The organism is Aeromonas media, assembly GCF_020423125.1.
GTDB lineage: Bacteria > Pseudomonadota > Gammaproteobacteria > Enterobacterales > Aeromonadaceae > Aeromonas > Aeromonas media.
Genome location: NZ_CP075564.1, coordinates 709,486 through 726,064, shown reverse-complemented (window position 1 = coordinate 726,064; position 16,579 = coordinate 709,486). Strand labels below are relative to the sequence as shown.

The 16,579-nt window shown below is 64.4% G+C and carries 13 protein-coding genes and 1 pseudogene; 5 read left to right on the top strand and 9 right to left on the bottom strand.

Going from position 1 to position 16,579, the window contains the following annotated elements; all coding sequences use genetic code 11:
* Positions 1-45 precede the first annotated feature (45 nt).
* On the top strand, positions 46-1,836 hold the full coding sequence (locus tag KI797_RS03535) for an AMP-dependent synthetase/ligase (protein ID WP_226171458.1): 1,791 nt from the start codon (positions 46-48) through the stop codon (positions 1,834-1,836).
* Positions 1,837-1,913: 77 nt separating this feature from the next.
* Here the strand turns inward: KI797_RS03535 and KI797_RS03530 are convergent, their stop codons facing one another.
* The 4 genes from KI797_RS03530 to KI797_RS03515 all read right to left on the bottom strand — a co-directional run bounded on the left by KI797_RS03530 (position 1,914) and on the right by KI797_RS03515 (position 5,478).
* Positions 1,914-3,128 carry an aldose 1-epimerase family protein gene (locus tag KI797_RS03530; protein ID WP_226171456.1) on the bottom strand — a complete coding sequence of 405 codons (1,215 nt, stop codon included), beginning with the start codon at positions 3,126-3,128 and terminating at the stop codon, positions 1,914-1,916.
* A 236-nt stretch (positions 3,129-3,364) separates the two neighbouring features.
* Entirely contained in the window at positions 3,365-4,057 is a 693-nt protein-coding gene (locus KI797_RS03525) for an aspartate/glutamate racemase family protein (RefSeq protein ID WP_226171455.1), read from the bottom strand.
* Between the two features lie 118 nt (positions 4,058-4,175).
* The gene (locus KI797_RS03520; RefSeq protein WP_226171453.1) at positions 4,176-4,766 is read right to left on the bottom strand and encodes a LysE family translocator; all 591 of its coding nucleotides are present in this window, start codon (positions 4,764-4,766) and stop codon (positions 4,176-4,178) included.
* A 115-nt stretch (positions 4,767-4,881) separates the two neighbouring features.
* The gene (locus KI797_RS03515) at positions 4,882-5,478 is read right to left on the bottom strand and encodes a LysE family translocator (protein WP_182787640.1); all 597 of its coding nucleotides are present in this window, start codon (positions 5,476-5,478) and stop codon (positions 4,882-4,884) included.
* 116 nt (positions 5,479-5,594) lie between these two features.
* Between KI797_RS03515 and KI797_RS03510 the strand changes: the two genes are divergently transcribed.
* The 3 genes from KI797_RS03510 (at position 5,595) to KI797_RS03500 (ending at position 9,288) form a co-directional block, all read left to right on the top strand.
* Positions 5,595-6,968, top strand: coding sequence for an aminotransferase-like domain-containing protein (locus tag KI797_RS03510; protein ID WP_226171451.1), 1,374 nt, complete (start codon positions 5,595-5,597; stop codon positions 6,966-6,968).
* A 29-nt stretch (positions 6,969-6,997) separates the two neighbouring features.
* Positions 6,998-7,462, top strand: coding sequence for a hypothetical protein (locus KI797_RS03505; RefSeq protein WP_226171448.1), 465 nt, complete (start codon positions 6,998-7,000; stop codon positions 7,460-7,462).
* 200 nt (positions 7,463-7,662) lie between these two features.
* Entirely contained in the window at positions 7,663-9,288 is a 1,626-nt protein-coding gene (locus KI797_RS03500) for a response regulator (protein ID WP_226171446.1), read from the top strand.
* 42 nt (positions 9,289-9,330) lie between these two features.
* Here KI797_RS03500 and KI797_RS03495 read toward each other — a convergent pair whose 3' ends face one another.
* The 3 genes from KI797_RS03495 to KI797_RS03485 form a co-directional block, all read right to left on the bottom strand.
* Positions 9,331-10,644, bottom strand: coding sequence for a sodium-dependent transporter (locus KI797_RS03495; RefSeq protein ID WP_226171444.1), 1,314 nt, complete (start codon positions 10,642-10,644; stop codon positions 9,331-9,333).
* A gap of 436 nt (positions 10,645-11,080) precedes the next feature.
* A complete protein-coding gene (locus KI797_RS03490) occupies positions 11,081-12,394 on the bottom strand; it encodes a sodium-dependent transporter (protein ID WP_226171442.1) in 1,314 nt (437 codons plus the stop codon).
* Between the two features lie 206 nt (positions 12,395-12,600).
* A complete protein-coding gene (locus tag KI797_RS03485) occupies positions 12,601-13,440 on the bottom strand; it encodes an isopenicillin N synthase family dioxygenase (protein ID WP_171272590.1) in 840 nt (279 codons plus the stop codon).
* Between the two features lie 198 nt (positions 13,441-13,638).
* Between KI797_RS03485 and KI797_RS03480 the strand changes: the two genes are divergently transcribed.
* Positions 13,639-14,202 (top strand): DUF2799 domain-containing protein, encoded by a 564-nt coding sequence (locus KI797_RS03480; protein WP_106884903.1) that lies wholly within the window; start codon positions 13,639-13,641, stop codon positions 14,200-14,202.
* A 37-nt stretch (positions 14,203-14,239) separates the two neighbouring features.
* Here KI797_RS03480 and KI797_RS03475 read toward each other — a convergent pair.
* Both KI797_RS03475 and KI797_RS03470 read right to left on the bottom strand, forming a co-directional pair.
* Positions 14,240-15,033: pseudogene (locus KI797_RS03475) on the bottom strand (Cof-type HAD-IIB family hydrolase).
* Between the two features lie 242 nt (positions 15,034-15,275).
* Positions 15,276-16,514 (bottom strand): MFS transporter, encoded by a 1,239-nt coding sequence (locus KI797_RS03470; protein ID WP_226171441.1) that lies wholly within the window; start codon positions 16,512-16,514, stop codon positions 15,276-15,278.
* Positions 16,515-16,579: the final 65 nt, after the last annotated feature.

Here is a 16,579-nt window from a genome sequence, read left to right as displayed (position 1 = left end):
TTAGTGCCCCTGCGGGCGCACAACTGTTACTTGAGGATGATTTAGATGTCGCAGCTTCATCTGGTTAGAGTGATGCGTGAGCGTATTGCCCGCCTTGGCAACAAGGCCGCCCTGCGCGTCCAGCAGGATGGCCAGTGGCGCGCCATCGGCTGGCGCACCCTGGGCCAGGCCATGGACTACTGCGCCCAGGCGCTGATCCGCGCCGGCCACCAGCCCACCGAGATGGTCGGCCTCTATGCCCGCAACATGCCGGAGTGGACCCAGGCCGATCTCGGCATCCTCGCCGCCCGTGGCGTCAGCGTGCCCATCTACCCCACCAGCACGCTCGAACAGCTGCGCTACATCGTAAAGGACGCCGGCATCAAGCTGCTGTTCGTGGGGGAGCAGCCCCAGTTCGATCAGGCGCTCCTGCTGCTCAAGAGTGGCGAGATCAACCAGATAGTCACCCTGGACGGCACCGTCGATCTGCGCGGCTGCGAGCAGGCGAGCCACTTCCAGACCTTCCTGGTCTCCGGCAACCATCAGCCCAGCGAGCAGGCGCTGAGGGTGCGCGAGCAGCACTACCGCATGGATGATCTGCTGACCCTGATCTACACCTCGGGCACCACGGGTGAACCCAAGGGAGTCATGCTCGATTTTGCCAACATCGCCGCCTGCTTCGAGATGCACGACCGCCGCCTGGATCTTGGCGAGCAGGACGTCTCCCTCTGCATGCTGCCGCTCAGCCACGTGTTCGAACGCGCCTGGAGCTACTACGTGCTCTATTGCGGCGCCGAGAACGTCTATATCCGCGATCCGCAGAAGGTGATGGAAGTGATTGGCGAGGTGCAGCCCACAGTGATGTGCGCCGTACCACGTCTCTACGAGAAGGCCTACGCCATGATCCAGGCCAAAGTTGCCCAGGCACCGCGCATGCGCCGCGCCCTGTTCGGCTGGGCCACCGGGGTCGGCAAGCGGATGGTCGCCACCCGCCAGGCCGGCAAGTCCGCCTCCCCCCTGCTTTACCTGCAGCTGGCTCTGGCCGAGCGGCTGGTGTTTCGCAAGCTGCGTGCCCGCTTCGGCGGCCGCACCCGCTTCCTGCCGGTGGCAGGTGCTCGCCTCGCGGACGACGTCAACCTCTTCTTCCAGGCCATGGGGTTCAACCTCAAGTACGGCTACGGCATGACAGAGACCACGGCCACCGTCTGCTGCTACGAGGACAGCCAGTTCAAGCTGGGTTCCATCGGCACCGTCATGGACGGCATAGAAGTCAAACTCGGCGAGAACAACGAGCTACTGGTGCGCTCACCGACCGTGATGCGCGGCTACTACAACAAGCCGGACGCCACCGCCGAGGTGATGACTGCGGATGGCTTCCTGCGTACCGGCGATGCCGGCGAGCTCGACGACCAGGGCAACATCTACTTCACCGAGCGCCTCAAGGAGCTGATGAAGACCTCCAACGGCAAGTACGTGGCGCCGCAGCTGGTGGAAGGCACCCTCGGCAAGGATCGCTTCATCGAGCAGATCGCCATCGTCGCCGATGCCCGCCACTTCGTCTCGGCGCTGATCGTCCCCTGCTTCGAGTCCCTGGAGGAGTATGCCCGCTCCATCAACCTGCAGTACCAGTGCAAGACCGAGCTGCTGCGCCACTCCAAGGTGGTGGAGTTCTTCGAGGCACGGATTGCTAACTTGCAAAAAGAGCTGGCCAAGTTCGAGCAGGTGAAGAAGTTCACCCTGCTGCCGAGCGCCTTCTCCATGGAGCTCGGGGAGATCACCCCCACCATGAAGCTGCGCCGCAAGATCATCGAATCCAAGTACCAGAGCGAGATCGAGGCCATGTACAGCCATGTCTGAGGCCAGCCACGGCTGATCCCTCATCTGGCATGAAGAAAAGCCGCCCATGGAGCGGCTTTTTGCTGTCTACCTGCCACTCAGGGCAGCTTGACCAGGGGTTGCTCCCGCAGCTCGGTGGGACGGCCGGCCTGGATCTTCTCCACCTGGGCCAGGGCCTGCTTCACCTCCTCCCCATTACGCAGCAGGCGATAGGTCAGGTCGAAGGTCTTGGTCTCCCCCGGCTGGATCTTGGGTACCAGCCCCAGCGGGCGCTGGTACTTGGTGCTGTAGGCATAGCTGGTACCGGGCTCTATGCCGGTCACATAGCCCTGGGCCCGGGTGTCTGTGTTCTTCCAGAGCGTCAGCACAGGTAACTGTTTGGTGTTGTAACCCACCGCCACCCCGGCACTGCCCGCTTTGTTGTTCAGCACCGCCAGGGTGTTGCCCTCGGCATCGCTGTAGGGCACCAGGTTGAACACCATCTCGTCGAAGCCCTTGGTGGGCCCCAGATAGGTTTGCCAGCCCTTGAGTCCCGCCTTGGCGTAGTCGTTGAACGGAGAGATCTGCTTCACCGGCGTGCTGACATGTGCCCCCTCCTCCAGGATCGGCGCCCCGAAGTTGCCGTGATAGATGATCTGGTACTCGTTCTCGTAGTCCGCGTGGTTGGTCAGCTTGTCCTGCAGGGCAAATTCCGCCTGACCGGGTACCACGCTCAGCTGGGTCCAGGTGACCAGCTCGCTCATCTTGAAGGTGCGCTCGTCCACCCGGCCCCGCACGTGGATGGCGTAGGGCGGCTCCTCGTCCACGGTCACGCTGACCACGGACGCCGGTATGTTCTGCACCCGGCCGTGCAGGCTCTTGAGGCGGCCGTCGTCATCCACCCCGGGGTGACCGGTCCACTCGTAGCCGCAGCGCACCAACATCTCGTTGAAGCCATCGAGCCAGCCCAGACCGGCGCGACTCTCCAGATCGATGAAGGCCGGGTTGACCACCTCCTTGACCGGGGAATCCCAACCCAGGCGCAGATCGGCCCCCTTGACCTCCTTGATCCCCATGCCACGGGTCGGCACCAGGGTGATCTTCATCACCCCGTTGTCGACGATGAGCAGATCCACCCCCTCCTGACGCCCGCCGTGCAGGCGTTTCTTCTCGATGGAGAAGGGTACCGGGCTCTTGATCCCCAGCTTGTCGCTGGTGATCTTCCAGTCCCCGACATCCAGTCCCTGCTGGGCGTCGGTCAGCAAGAATTCGGCGGCCTGGCCAGAACTCGCGCCCAGGGCGAGCAGCACGGCAATGGAGAGTTTCTTCAACATGGCTTTATCCTCGTGTCTCTTGTTTTTGGTGATAGCTGAATCGTTTCAGTTATCGAAACCTAGGCGCCCGACGTGTCGGACTCAAGGGACAAAAGGAGGAAATGTGAGCCGTTTGACAATAAAAGCGTCAATCGGCTTGCTGAAGTGAAGGCTGACTCACAGTCAGGATCGGGGAGGATGACGGCAAGAGGAGGGGAGACGCCGCAGCGCCTCCACGGATTCTGTCTCTCTCTGCCCTACTCCAGCGCCCACGCCACGGCGGCGTCGGCATGAATGGCGGTAGTGTCGTAGAGCGGCACGGCGGCCTGGCACTCCCCCACCAGCAGGGCGATTTCGGTGCAGCCCAGGATCACGGCCTGAGCCCCGGCCTGGGCCAGCTCGGCGATGATGGCCAGGTATTCGGCCCGCGATGGCTCATGGATCTGCCCAAGACAGAGCTCGTCATAGATGATGCGATGCACCCGCTCCCGTTGCTCCTCTGCGGGCACCAGCACCTCCAGTCCGAACTGCGCCTCCAACCGCCCCTTGTAGAAATCCTGCTCCATGGTGAAGCGGGTACCGAGCAAGCCGACCCGAGTCACCCCGTCTGCCTGCAGGCGGCGGGCGGTGGCGTCGGCGATGTGCAGCAGCGGGATCTCGATGGCGGCTTCAATTTCGGGGGCCACCTTGTGCATGGTGTTGGTGCCTATCATCAGAAAATCGGCGCCACCGGCCTGGAGTGCGCGGGCCTCGGCCGCCAGCAGACGGGCGGTGGCGGGCCAGTCACCGGCATGTTGCAACCGCTCTATCTCGGCAAAATCGACGCTATTGAGTAGCCCCCGCGCCGAGTGCAGACCGCCGAGCCGCGCCCGCACACCCCGGTTGAGCGCCTGGTAGTAGCTGACGGTGGACTCCCAGCTCATGCCACCCAGCAGACCGATACATTTCATGAACCCTCCTTGCCACCACGCTGGCACCGGGCGACGCGAGCGTCATGCCGCGCCGCCGACGAAACAAAAAAGGCCCCGAAGGGCCAACAAGACAGCCGGTAAAGGCTCAGGCCAAGGCCTAAACCCAGATCATCAGCACGCAGGACGCCGTGGCGATCCCCATGCCGAGGTTAAAACGACGCCAGCCTCTGGCGGTACGGATGAGGCGACGCACCTGGGCACCGAACAGCACCCAGAAGGCCCCCGTGTAGAGGCCGGTCACGAAGAAGATGCCGAGCACCCAGCCAGCGGACGGCCAGTAAGCCTCCCCCGCCAGGGTGAAGCCGCTGATGGCGGAGAGCGCCATCATCCAGGCCTTGGGGTTGAGCAGTTGCAGCATGGCCCCCTGATGGGCCGGGATGAGCGGTCGGCTGCCGTCCGCCGGGCCGCTGGCATTGGCCACCTTCCAGGCCAGCCAGAGCAGGTAGGCAGAGCCCACCAGCTTGAGGCCGTCGTGCAGCAGCGGCACCTTCTCGAACATCACCCCCAGCCCCAGGGCCGTGGCCAGGATCATCAGGTTGATGCCCCCCACCACCCCCACCAGCAGGGGAATGGAGCGGCGAAATCCCTGGGCGGCCCCGGCGCTGGTGAGCAGCATGTTGTTGGGGCCGGGGGTGCCACAGGTGATCAGGGCAAAGCCCGCCAGGGGGAACAACCAGTTCAGATCCATCTCAATCTCATCCTTTAGTGCGGCAAGAGCGCGGCAAGCCTCCTAATATGCAGAGCCTCTGCCCTGACGACAAGGTCGGCAATGCATTTTCTTTGCATGAATAATCAGGCAACCATTAATACCAGAGCATCACCACGCACAGGGCGGTGAGGGCCCCCAGGCTGCCATTGAGACGGCGCCAGCCCTTGTCCGAGTTGATCCAGCGGCTGAGCTGATGACCGAACAGCACCCAGGCAAAGCAGACCGGCAGCCCCGCCATGGGGAAGACCGACATGATGCCCCACAGACTCGGCCAGTAGTCGCTCCCCGGCAGGCTGAACAGACTGATGGCGGAGATGCCCATCATCCAGGCCTTGGGATTGAGGAACTGGAAGCCCAGCCCCTCCAGCAGGGTCAGCGGGCGGGCACGACTTGCCGGGTCGCCGGGGGCACCGGCCACCGCGATGCGCCAGGCCAGCCACAGCAGATAGAGGCTGCCCAGCACCTGCAGGCTCACCTTGAGCAGGGGCCAGCGTTCGAACAGCGGATAGAAGCCCAGCGCCAGCACCAGTTGCAATACCGGCTGGCCCACCACCACCCCGATAAGGTGTGGCAGAGTACGGCGTACCCCGAAGTTGGCGCCGGATGCCGTCAGCATCAGATTGTTGGGCCCCGGGGTGCCGCAGGTGAGCAGGGCGAAGCCAAACAGGGTGGCGTACCATTCAATGGTCATGAGGTGACTCCTTTCTTGTCACATTGTATCGATACAATGTGAGCTATCGGGTTGTGAACAGGTTGGATATCACGCTATATTGGGGACAATATTGGATCAATGGATTTATTGTCACCATGACAATCTGGACGCCCGACCTCACCCCCTTCGCAGGCCCTCTCTATCTGAAACTGGTCAAGGCCATCGAGCAGGCCATTGCCGATGGCATCCTGCCCCCCCAGACCCGACTACCTACCCACAGGGCCCTTGCAGACCGGCTGGGGGTGACTGTGGGCACCATCACCCGTGCCTACACCGAGGCCGAGCGACGGGGTCTGCTGGCGGCCAGGGTGGGTCATGGCACCTGGGTCAGGGCTGCGGCGGATCCCGCCAACGAATGGGTGATCCGCAACGAGGACAATCAGCGCATCGAGCTGTGGCAGAACCTGCCGGTGCAGCTGGACAGGGCCGCCATCATCAGGCCCATGTTGACCGAACTGGCGGACGGGGATCTCAACGCCCTGCTCGGCTATGACAAGGAGGCGGGACGTGCCGAACAGCGCCAGCTGTTCGTCGACTGGCTCGCCGAGCAGGGCATCCAGGGAAGTGAGGAGAGGCTGTTGTTCAGTCATGGCGCCCAGCACGGCATCATGCTGGCCTTGCTGGCCACAGGCTGCGTGGGGGAGACCCTCTTTTGCGAGGGGCTCAGCTACCCCGGCATGCTGGGCAATGCGCGCCAGCTGAAGAATCAGGTGATGGGGCTGGCGATGGACGAGGAGGGGCTGATCCCCGCCGCCCTGGAGGCCGCCTGCCGCCAGCGGCGGGCCAAGCTGCTTTACCTGACCCCTACCCTGCAGAATCCCACCACCGCCACCATGAGCCTGGCTCGGCGGGAGGAGATGGTTGCCATCGCCCGCCGCCATGATCTGCTGATCGTCGAGGACGACGTCAACGGCCTGCTGCCCGAGGTCTCGTTCCCGCCCCTGGTCAACCTGGCGCCGGAGCGAGTCATCTACCTCGGCAGCCTGGCCAAGATCGCCTGCGGCGGCCTGAGGGTCGGCTTCGTGCTGACTCCCCCCGCCCTTCGCAGCGGCTTCGCCCAGGCCATGCGGCTGTCGAGCTGGATGGTGAGCCCCCTGCTCATCGAGCTGGCCTGCAAGCTGGTGAGCCAGCGCCAGATCATGCCGCTCATCGAACAACAGCGAAAAATCCTGGCACGTCGGGGGGAGCTGCTGCGCCACCTGCTGCCGGGAGCCCGCTGGCAGCCGGGTTCCATGCACGCCTGGCTGCCGCTGCCCGAGCCCTGGCGCAGTCAGGAGTTCGCCGAGGCGGCCAACGCTCTTGACGTCGGGGTCGCGAGCGGAGAACACTTTGCCGCCGGCCAGTTTGCCGCCCCGCAAGGGGTACGCCTGAGCCTGAGCCAGCCCGCCACCGACGCCCGCGTCGCCGAGGGGCTGGAGCGCCTCGCCGGGCTGCTGCGGGGCACGCCGCCCACCAATCCCCTGCTATAGTCTGTGGCCCTGATCCCGAAGGAGTGACCATGCTGCCCGTCCGCCCCGCCCTGCTGCTCATGACCCTGTTGCTGGGGGGCTGCGCCTCGCCCAGCCATCAGCAGCTGGGCGCGGCGCTGAGCGGGCTGGAGAGGGAGTTGCAGCGGCTGGAGGAGGAGCTCGCCGCCATGAACGGGCTCCACTATCAGAGGGCCATCGACGCCCCCCTGACCCTGCGCCGCTACCTGAGTGCTCCCTCCCCCACGGCGGAGGGCCTGGTGCCCGCCCAGAGCCAGCTGCAGGACGGCCCCCTGCTGCGCTATGACTACCGCCTGCCGGCGTCCATGACCCGGCTGCCCACCGACAACCCCTGCCTGCGCTACGAGTTCGAGCTGCGCCACCTAGGTCGTCTCGGCCAACTCGAGCTAGCCTGGCAGGGGCACGGGCAGCAGGGCAATCGGCTCATCCGCCAACGCGACTGTCCCTTCTCGGCCAAGGGACCCGGTTTGCAGTAGGGTCCCGCCCTCATCCCGGCCTGCGGCAAGGCCTGACCGGATGAAGACCCCCGCCCTATGGCGGCTTATCTTCCACGCGCCCTGTCACTGACCCAAGTGGGGTATTGACCCCGTCGCCTCTCTCGGACGACAGTGGGGCCATCTTTGAATCCGGTTTTCACACGCCTGGCCACATCCCAGTCAGCGAAGGAGCGTCAAGAATGCAGATCCTCCTGATCGAAGACGATGCCATGATCAGCTCGGCCCTCTCCCAGGGGCTCGGCGAGCTGGGGGTGAACGCATCCCAACTGCGCCATTGCAAGGAGCTCGCGACCCTGCCCGCCCTCCTCGGCCAGCACGCCTTTGATGCCATCATCTGCCGCCAGTATCAGCATCAGGCCCATGACGGGATCCGTCTGCTCCATGAGGCGCATTATCTGGGCCTGCTCGCGCCGGGTTGCGTGCTGTGGTTGCTGGGCGAGGAGGATGACGCCGGTCAATTCCCCCCTTCCGACCTCTATTTCCCGTTGCGCCTGCCCGTCCCCTTCACCACGGAGCAACTGACCAACAGCCTGCGTGAATTGCTGATGCTGATCGAGCTGACGCGGCCTCTGGCCACGCCCATGGCCCTCAGGGAGTGGCGCAACGCCTGTGCCCGATGCGAGGATCTGCTCTATCAGCACTCGCGGCACAAGGGGCTGGGGCCGCAGATAGACAGGGTCAAGGGATACATGCTGTTGCAGGAGCAGGATCACTTCCAGGCCACCCAGCACTACGCCATGTGCACCACTGAACACGACGCCTGGTGGCCACGCAAGGGGTTGATCCTCGCCCTGCTCGGATTGAACAGGCTGGAGAGTGCCCGCAAGGATCTGGCTCGCAATCAGGCACGACTTCCTGCCGCCATTCATCAGGAGCTATCCCTCGCCTGCCTGCTACACGAAGCACAATGGGAACCGGCCTGGGCCGCGCTCGGGCAGTTGCTGCACAAGTACCCCTGGCAACCGGAGTGGCGCCAGGTCGGTATCCTTCTGGCACTGCTGCTCAAAGAGGAGGGGAAGGCGCTGGAGCAGGCCAGAAGCCTCACTCTGCGTTTCTTTTCCGAGCACAGATTCCGGATATCCATCGAGCATGTCATCCTGAGCGCCAGTCTGGCGGTGCTCTGGCACAACCCGACAGCGGCCAGGATAGCCACGCTGCGCCAGGAGTGTGACAGCCTCGGCCAGGCGACGACCCTGCGTGACCACGAGGCCGCACTGCTGCAAGCCCTGATGCTGGGCCTGGATTATCGCTTCGATGAGGCCCTGGTGCTGCTGGCCAGACATCCGCCAGAGGCGGCGCGGGACCATCACCTCAACCAGTTGCTCGGCTTTGCCGTCAGCCAGTTCTGCGGCCTGCCCCAGCACGCCCGGCGTTATCTGGCACAGCTCAGCCAGCATCAGGCCAGGGTGGCGCCCTCCCCACTGCTCCAGCGGCTGTTCAGGCTGGTGATCACCGAACTCGGGCAGCAGTTGGAGCAACGCGAACAGCGCCTGGCCTCTCTGCGCCAGGGGCGGCAAGAGGCCATCTCTGCCGGGCAGCATCAGGTGGCAATCCAATATGGCTTGACCCTGCTGGAGGAGTTTCCCGCTCTGCCGGGGGATGCCTGGCAACTGCTGACGCTGTTGCAACTGTGCTGGCCGAGCGGCATGCCGGCTCCCGGGGTCGCCCAACTGGTTGAACGGCTTGAGCGGCGCCTCAACCACAGCGCCGCGTTTCTGGGGCAGCATGCCGACGCCTATCAGGAGACGCTGCGGCAGATCCGCTCTCACCTGGCCCCCAAACTTCCTCCTCTCACACCTCACTAGGGTCGGGAGCCCCAGCGCCTCCACGGAACAACGGAACAACGGCTAGAGCAGACCCCGCACCAGAATACCGGCGATCAAGAGCGGCGCCACCAGTCGCCAGCACCAGAGCAGGCACAGACGCAGGGCCGGCGACAACCCGGCAGGCAGTATGGTATCCCCCAGCCGCCAGCCCAGCAGCAGGGTCAACACCAGACCGAACAGCGGCATCATCAGGTTGGAGGTGAGGTAGTCCAGCACGTCGAAGATGGTCTTGCCAAACAGGGTGTAGTCGGCCCAGGGACCGAACGACAGGCTCACCGGAATGCCGGAAGCCATGATGAGCAGGGTCAGCACCCGGCAGGCACCACGGCGCGACCAGCCCCACTCCTCGCAGGTGAAGCGCACCAGGTGCTCCAGCATGGAGATGGAGGAGGAGAGCGCCGCCACCAGCAGCAGCAGGAAGAACACTACCCCCAGCCCCTGACCGAACGGCAGGTGGCTGAACACGGCGGGCATGGTCATGAAGGTGAGACCCGGGCCGGCTGTGGGGTCTATGCCGGTGGAGGCCAGCGCCGGGAAGATCATCAGCCCCGCCAGCACAGAGATAAGGCTCGCCAGGGTCACTACCCAGACCCCGGAGCGCAGCACCCCTTCGCTATTGGGCAGATAGGCGCCATAGGTGGTGTGTACCCCGAGGCCAATGGAGAGGGAGAAGAAGGCCAGCCCCAGGGCATCCAGCACGCTCTGGCCGGTCAGCATGGAGAAGTCCGGCAGCAGCAGCTGGCGCACCCCGGCCATGGCCCCTGGCATGGAGAGACCCACCCCCACCAGCAGCAGCATCATGATGAAGAGCGCCGGCATCATCCAGCGCAGCGCCCGCTCCACTCCCTTCTGAATGCCCCCCTGCACGAACCACCAGGTGAGCCCGGCGAAGACCAGATGAGTCAGCACAGGCCACCAGGGATGGCTGACGTAGCCGTTGAACAGGGCGGTCAGCGCCGAGCCCTCGCTCAGGTTGAGCTTGCCCGCCACAGCCAGCGCCGCATAGCCCACGGTCCAGCCCCCCACCACGCTGTAGAAGCTGTAGATGAAGAAGCCGCAGAGGATCCCCATGTAGCCCATCCAGCGCCAGTTCGGCCCCACCAGCCGATGAAAGGCGCCGAGCACCCCGCGCTGGCTGCGGCTGCCGAGCAGGGTCTCACCCACCAGCACCGCGACCCCCAGGGTGAAGCTGAACAGCAGAAACACCAGCAGGAAGGCGCCGCCGCCATTGGTGGCGGTCACATAGGGAAACTTCCAGATGGCGCCAAGGCCAATGGCCGTGCCGGCCGCCGCCAGCACATGACCGAGACGGGAAGACCACTGAACCTGGCTCATACAACCTCCGGGGAAGACAACATCGAATCGATACTCCATGGGTAAGTGCAACCTGGGTCGCAACAACTGGGCTGCAACAAAAAGGCCGCCCGGGGGCGACCTTTGCAATGAACATTCAGACTGAGTGCGCGTGCAGGGTCACCTCTCTTGCGAGCTGAAAAATCGACCAACAAGGGCGATGAGGGGTGACATGCGGTGGGTGACCTGGACGCGAAAAAGGAGCCACAGCCTAAACCACGGCAAGAGAAGTTGACAGCCAAGAGTCCATTCCTGCCCACAAAACAGAATATTTATCAACTTAATGGCCACATTGTGAATCAAAGTTTTGATAAACCTCTATTTCATGGATTTTTCGAGACAGTCAATCCTGCCGGCGAGGTTCCTCTGTCTGCCCGGACCACGGGCAGGCCCGAAGGCCCGCCCGAATGGCAGAAGATCACAGCAGACCCCGCACCAGGATGCCGCCAATGAGCAAGGGAGCCAGCCAGCGCCAGCAGCCCATCAGCAGGGCGCGCCAGTGCGGTGCCAGCCCGGTGGGCAGCGCCCGGCGACCGAGCTGCCAGCCCAGCAGCAGGGTGAGTGCCAGCCCGAACAGGGGCATCAGCAGGTTGGAGGTGATGAAGTCCAGCAGCTCGAAGATGTTCTTGCCAAACAGGGTCAGATCCCCCCAGGGGCCGAACGACAGGCTGACCGGGATGCCCCCCGCCATCACCAGGGCTGTGATCAGGCTGCTGGCCGCCCGCCGCGACCAGCCCAGGCTCTCGCAGACGAAGCACTGCAGGTGCTCCAGCAGGGAGATGGCCGAGGAGAGCGCCGCCACTACCAGCAGGGCGAAGAAGACCACCGCCAGCCCCTGGCCGAAGGGCAGTTGCTGGAACACCGCCGGCATGGTCATGAAGGTGAGGCCGGGCCCTGAGGCGGGATCGATATCGGTCGCCGCCAGCACAGGGAAGATCATCAAGCCCGCCAGCACGGCGATCAGGCTCGCCAGCAACACCACCCAGAGGCTGGAGCGGCCCACCCCTTCGCTGGAGGGCAGGTAGGCGCCATAGGTGGTGTGGATGCCCAGGCCAATGGAGAGGGAGAAGAAGGCCAGCCCCATGGCGTCAAGCACCCCGGACATGCCGAGCTTGCTGAAGTCAGGCATCAGGAAGTGGCGCACCCCGGCCATAGCATTGGGCAGGGTGAGACCGAAGGCCACCAGCAGCAGGATCATGATGAAGAGGGCCGGCATCATCCAGCGCAGGGTGCGCTCCACCCCCTTCTGCACCCCGCCCTGCACGAACCACCAGGTGAGGGCGGCGAACAGCAGGTGGGTCATCACCGGCCAGAGCGGATCACCGACGTAGTCGTTGAAGCGGGCGGTCAGCGCCGCGCCGTCCCCCTGTTGCAACTCCCCCGCCAGCGCCATGCCGGTGTAACCCAGGGTCCAGCCCCCCACCACGCTGTAGAAGCTGAAGATGAGCAGGCTGCACAGCAAACCCATGGCGCCGACCCAGCGCCAGCGCTTGCCCATCAGTTCACCGAAGGCCCCCACCACCCCGCGCCGGGTCAGGCTGCCGAGCAACGTCTCCCCCATCAGCACCGCCACCCCCAGGGTGAAGCTGAACAGCAGGAACACCAGCAGGAAGGCGCCGCCACCGTTGGCGGCGGTCACATAGGGGAACTTCCAGATGGCGCCGAGACCGACCGCCGAACCTGCGGCGGCCAGGATGTAACCGAGCCGGGATGACCATTGGGACTGCTTCATGAGAACTCCAATCGAGGGGCCCGCCAGCGGGGCCCGGAATGGCGCTCAGAGTACGCCCGGGGGCGCGCAATCACTCGGCGTATATCCGTTACAAAACTCAGTTTTTAGCATCATTAACCAATAAAATTCGGATAACCAACCAACTGTGCCACAAAATAAAAAACCGAAGCGAGTTTGCTCCGGTTTTGACGCTGGCGGTGCCGGGACTAGATGACTCCCAGCTCCCGCAGCCGCTCCATCAGGTAGCTGTGGGCGGTGTGGCGCTCGGAGAGCACCACGTCCGGTCGCGGGTGCAGGAACAGCGGCAAGGAGATGCGGGACTTGGCGGCACTGCCGCCGGTCGGGTTGATGACGCGGTGGGTGGTGGAGGGGTAATAGCCACGGGAGGCCTCCTGCAGCATGTCACCTATGTTGATGATGAGGGTGCCAAAGTCGCAGGGCACGTCCATCCACTCCCCGTCGGAGCCCTTCACCTGCAGGCCGGGCTCGCTCGCGGCGGGCAGTATGGTCAGCAGGTTGATGTCTTCATGGGCCGCGGCGCGGATGGCCCCCGGCTCTTCGGTGCCGTCGAACGGCGGATAGTGCAGCACCCGCAGCAGGGTCTTCTGGCTCTCTTCGATCATGGAGGAGAGCGGGCAGCTGTAGTGGGCGGCGATGTCCGCCGGGGTGTATTGCTCCACCCAGGAGAGCAGCTCGGCGGCGAGATCGTTGGCGAGGCGGTAGTACTCCATCGCCTGCGCCCTCAGCTCTTCCGGCATCTGGCCCCAGGGGTAGAGGTGGAAGTACTCCTTGATGTCCTTCTGGCTATTGCCCTTGGCCACCTCGGACACCGAGGGCGGGAAGTAGCCGTCCTGGGTCTCGCGGTTGAACAGGAACGCCTGCTTCTGCTCGCTCATGAAGAAGCGATACCAGTTGTCATAGATGGACTGCACCAGCTCCTTCGGGATAGGGTGGTGGGTCAGCACCCCGAAGCCGGTGGTGCGCAGGGATTCGGTGAAGCGCTCGGCCGCGTCGGGGGAGCGATAATCGACGGTCAGGACTTTCATTGTTTTTGTTACGTGCCAGTTAAAAGTAGGCGCAGTTTACCCTGCCTCCCCCGGCAAGAAAAGGTCGCCGGAGGCCCGTTCGCAACGGCTTGAAAGTACTGATAAAAACATCATGAAATCAGCCTGGTACCGGGTGCTTGTCCCAGGCGGGCTTCCTCTTCTAGAATGCCCCACCATCCTTGCTGTCGGAGCCCCTTCATGTCCCCCAAGATCCTGCTGTTGACCCTCCCCCTGCTGCTCGCCGGGTGCAGCTCCCTGTCGGAGGAGGAGTGCCGCGCCATGAGCTGGTACAACCAGGGTTATCAGGACGGGGAGCAGGGCAAGACCCGGACCGCCACCCGTGACTACAAGCAGACCTGCGGGGAGTACGGCCTCAGGGTGGACGAAGACGAGTGGCAGCGCGGCTACGCCAAGGGGCTCGAGCTCTACTGCATCCCGGAGCTCGCCTACAGCAAGGGGCGGGAGGGGAACGAATACCTGGGAGTCTGCCCCAACGACACCAGCTTCCTCACCCAGTTCGAACGCGGCCGCAAGGAGTTCCTGCTTGAGCAGCGCCTCGGCGAACTGCAACAGGAGCTGGAGCGCACCGAGCGGACCATCTATCAGCTGGATCAGCAGATCCGGGGCGAGAGCGACAGCAAGCAGCGGGACTACTACCGGGCCCAGCGCGAGCGCGCCATCCGCCACTACGAGGGGGTACGCCGTGACTACAACCGGATCCGCTTCCCGGATCGGGTGATCCAGTTCTCCTTCGGGAGCTGAGCAACAAGGGGCCGCGCTGGCCCCTTTCTGTTGCCCCTCAGGAGGGCAGGACCCAGCGCTGCAGCGCCAGCGCTATGCCGTCTTCGTTGTGATCCGCGGTGACCCTGTCCGCATGGGCCTGGATCTGGGGCGCCGCGTTGCCCATGGCCACCGCCAGCCCTACCTGCTCGAACATGCTGATGTCGTTGTTGTTGTCCCCAAAGGCCACCACGTTCTCCATCGCTATGCCCTCCCTCGCCGCCCACTGGGCCAGCCGGTTGCCCTTGCTGCAGCCAGGGTGCACCAGCTCCACCGCATAGGGCGCCGCCCAATACTGGGTGAAGGGCAGGTGCTGCACCACCTCCCCCACGAAGCGGTGCAGTCGGCCCGGATCCTGATTGAACAGCTCCAGCTTCCAGATGGGCTTTTGCAGCCAGCTGTCGATATCCTCCGCCGGCAGCAGGGAGACCTTGAGGTGATCCGGCCCACATGCTCCTCGCAGCCGAGATAGCCTATGCCTTCGTCGAGGTGGAACAGGGCGCCCATCTGCTGCGCCTGCACCTCGGCGAGCAGGGCGGTGAGCGGCGCCACCGCCAGGGGATCCCCGGCCAGGATCCTGCCTTGCGCCGGATCATAGAGGTAGGCGCCGTTGCTGCAGATGAGGGGGGTGTCGAGGGCCAGCTCGTGATGGAAGGGCCGAGCCGTCATGAAGTGGCGGCCCGTCACCAGCAGCACCTTGATGCCGTGGGCGCGGGCCTGGGCCAGGGCGGCCCGGGTCGCGGACGAGATCTTGTGATCCCGGGTCAGCAGGGTACCGTCCATATCCAAAGCAATGGCCTGAAAACGACTCATATCACCTCCAGGAATGTCGAAACGAATGCGGCACCGTACAATCCCGCGTCCAGTGCAATGGCTTGATAATGATTCATATCACCTCTCAGGACTGGGCATCGCGGGGCGCATATGAAGGCCTGTGCTGGCCAGGTTCGCCGGGCGACGGGGTAAAAGGGGACAAAGAGCCATACCGTCCCAAACTCGGCGCCGGGATGCAAGCCCCGCCTGCCACCCCGGCGCCAATCTGTGATCCAGCCGCCTCAGCCCGGTTCGGCACAGGCGGCCACGGCAGCTTGTCTGTCTGCCCGCCTGCGCAGCCCGTAGAAGCCGAGGGCGCAGATCAGGCCGCACAGGGCCGCCAGATAGAAGGGCCACTCGGTGCCTGCCAGCAGCGCCAGGCTGCCGAGCACCACCGCCAGGATCTCGCTGCCCACCGCCAGGCCGCGGTAGATCCCCATCGCCTGCCCCTGCTGGCTGGCATGGCTGCGATTGGAGATGGCCACCGAGGTGGCGAGCTCCCCCAGGCTCATGCCGATGCCGGCCGGAATGAAGGTGAGCGCCAGCCCCCACCACTGGGTCGGCAGAATGAACATCAGCATGCCCGCCGCCATCACCAGATGTCCGACTATGCCAAGGGAACTGCCACGCCAGTGTCGGGCAAGTTGCGCCCCGAGCCAGGAACCCAGCATCATGGGCACGCTCACCAGCACGGCGGCCTGCGCCAGCTGCACCGGATCCCAGGAAAGCCGCTCCACCAACCAGACGTTGAAGTAGGTGAAGTAGAGCTGCACCGCCCCGTAGCTGACCAGGGTCAGCGCGAAGTAGGGCAGCAGGCGAGGCTGCAACAACAGTTGGCGGGTCGAGAGGGAGGCCAGCTCTTGCTCGGCGGGCACCGGGGGCCGATTGGGCAGCAGCCAGAGCACCAGCAGCAGATTTACCACCGTCATGGCCACCGCCAGCCAGGCCGCCAGGCTGTAATCCCCGGACACCACGGCCGCATAGCCGCCGATCATGGGGCCCAGCACCCAGCCCAGGTTCATGCCGATGTTGATGCGAGCGAAGTTGCGCGCCTTGGTTCTGGTGGTGCTCATGTCCGCCGCCATCGCCTGCACGATGGCGATGTCGCCGTTGAAGAAGCCCTCCACCACCCGGCTCAGCAGCAAGAGCGGCAGGGAGCGCCAGGCGATCCCCAGGGCCATCAGCACATAACCCGCCAGCACCCCGATCAGGCAGAGGGTCAGCACCGGCTTGCGGCCATGGCGATCCGACAGCTTGCCCAGCCAGGGGGCCCCCAGCAGTTGAAACAGCGGATAGAGCCCCATGATGACCCCGAGCCACACCTTGCGGCTCCAGTCAGACGCCTCCGGGGTCAACATGCCCTGGGCCGGATCCAGCATCAGTGGCGCCAGCACCGGCGAGGGCAGGCTGAAGCCCGCCACCGCCAGGGTCACCGTCATCACCAATACCCAGAGGGTTGCCTGTCCCTTGATCCCTTCCATCTTTGCCTCATTAAATAAAGTTATTGATTTATTTATACTGCGAAGGGAACGGCATTAAGTAAAGT

Excerpts from the sequence above, each read along its gene's own strand:
- KI797_RS03495 (WP_226171444.1), bottom strand. The coding sequence starts at position 10,644 with ATGAGCCAGGTTCAGTGGTCTTCCCGTCTCGGTCATGTGCTGGCGGCG.
- KI797_RS03520 (WP_226171453.1), bottom strand. The coding sequence starts at position 4,766 with ATGGATCTGAACTGGTTGTTCCCCCTGGCGGGCTTTGCCCTGATCACC.
- KI797_RS03485 (WP_171272590.1), bottom strand. The coding sequence starts at position 13,440 with ATGAAAGTCCTGACCGTCGATTATCGCTCCCCCGACGCGGCCGAGCGC.
- KI797_RS03515 (WP_182787640.1), bottom strand. The coding sequence starts at position 5,478 with ATGACCATTGAATGGTACGCCACCCTGTTTGGCTTCGCCCTGCTCACC.
- KI797_RS03530 (WP_226171456.1), bottom strand. The coding sequence starts at position 3,128 with ATGTTGAAGAAACTCTCCATTGCCGTGCTGCTCGCCCTGGGCGCGAGT.
- KI797_RS03500 (WP_226171446.1), top strand. The coding sequence starts at position 7,663 with ATGCAGATCCTCCTGATCGAAGACGATGCCATGATCAGCTCGGCCCTC.
- KI797_RS03535 (WP_226171458.1), top strand. The coding sequence starts at position 46 with ATGTCGCAGCTTCATCTGGTTAGAGTGATGCGTGAGCGTATTGCCCGC.
- KI797_RS03525 (WP_226171455.1), bottom strand. The coding sequence starts at position 4,057 with ATGAAATGTATCGGTCTGCTGGGTGGCATGAGCTGGGAGTCCACCGTC.
- KI797_RS03480 (WP_106884903.1), top strand. The coding sequence starts at position 13,639 with ATGTCCCCCAAGATCCTGCTGTTGACCCTCCCCCTGCTGCTCGCCGGG.
- KI797_RS03505 (WP_226171448.1), top strand. The coding sequence starts at position 6,998 with ATGCTGCCCGTCCGCCCCGCCCTGCTGCTCATGACCCTGTTGCTGGGG.
- KI797_RS03510 (WP_226171451.1), top strand. The coding sequence starts at position 5,595 with ATGACAATCTGGACGCCCGACCTCACCCCCTTCGCAGGCCCTCTCTAT.
- KI797_RS03490 (WP_226171442.1), bottom strand. The coding sequence starts at position 12,394 with ATGAAGCAGTCCCAATGGTCATCCCGGCTCGGTTACATCCTGGCCGCC.
- KI797_RS03470 (WP_226171441.1), bottom strand. The coding sequence starts at position 16,514 with ATGGAAGGGATCAAGGGACAGGCAACCCTCTGGGTATTGGTGATGACG.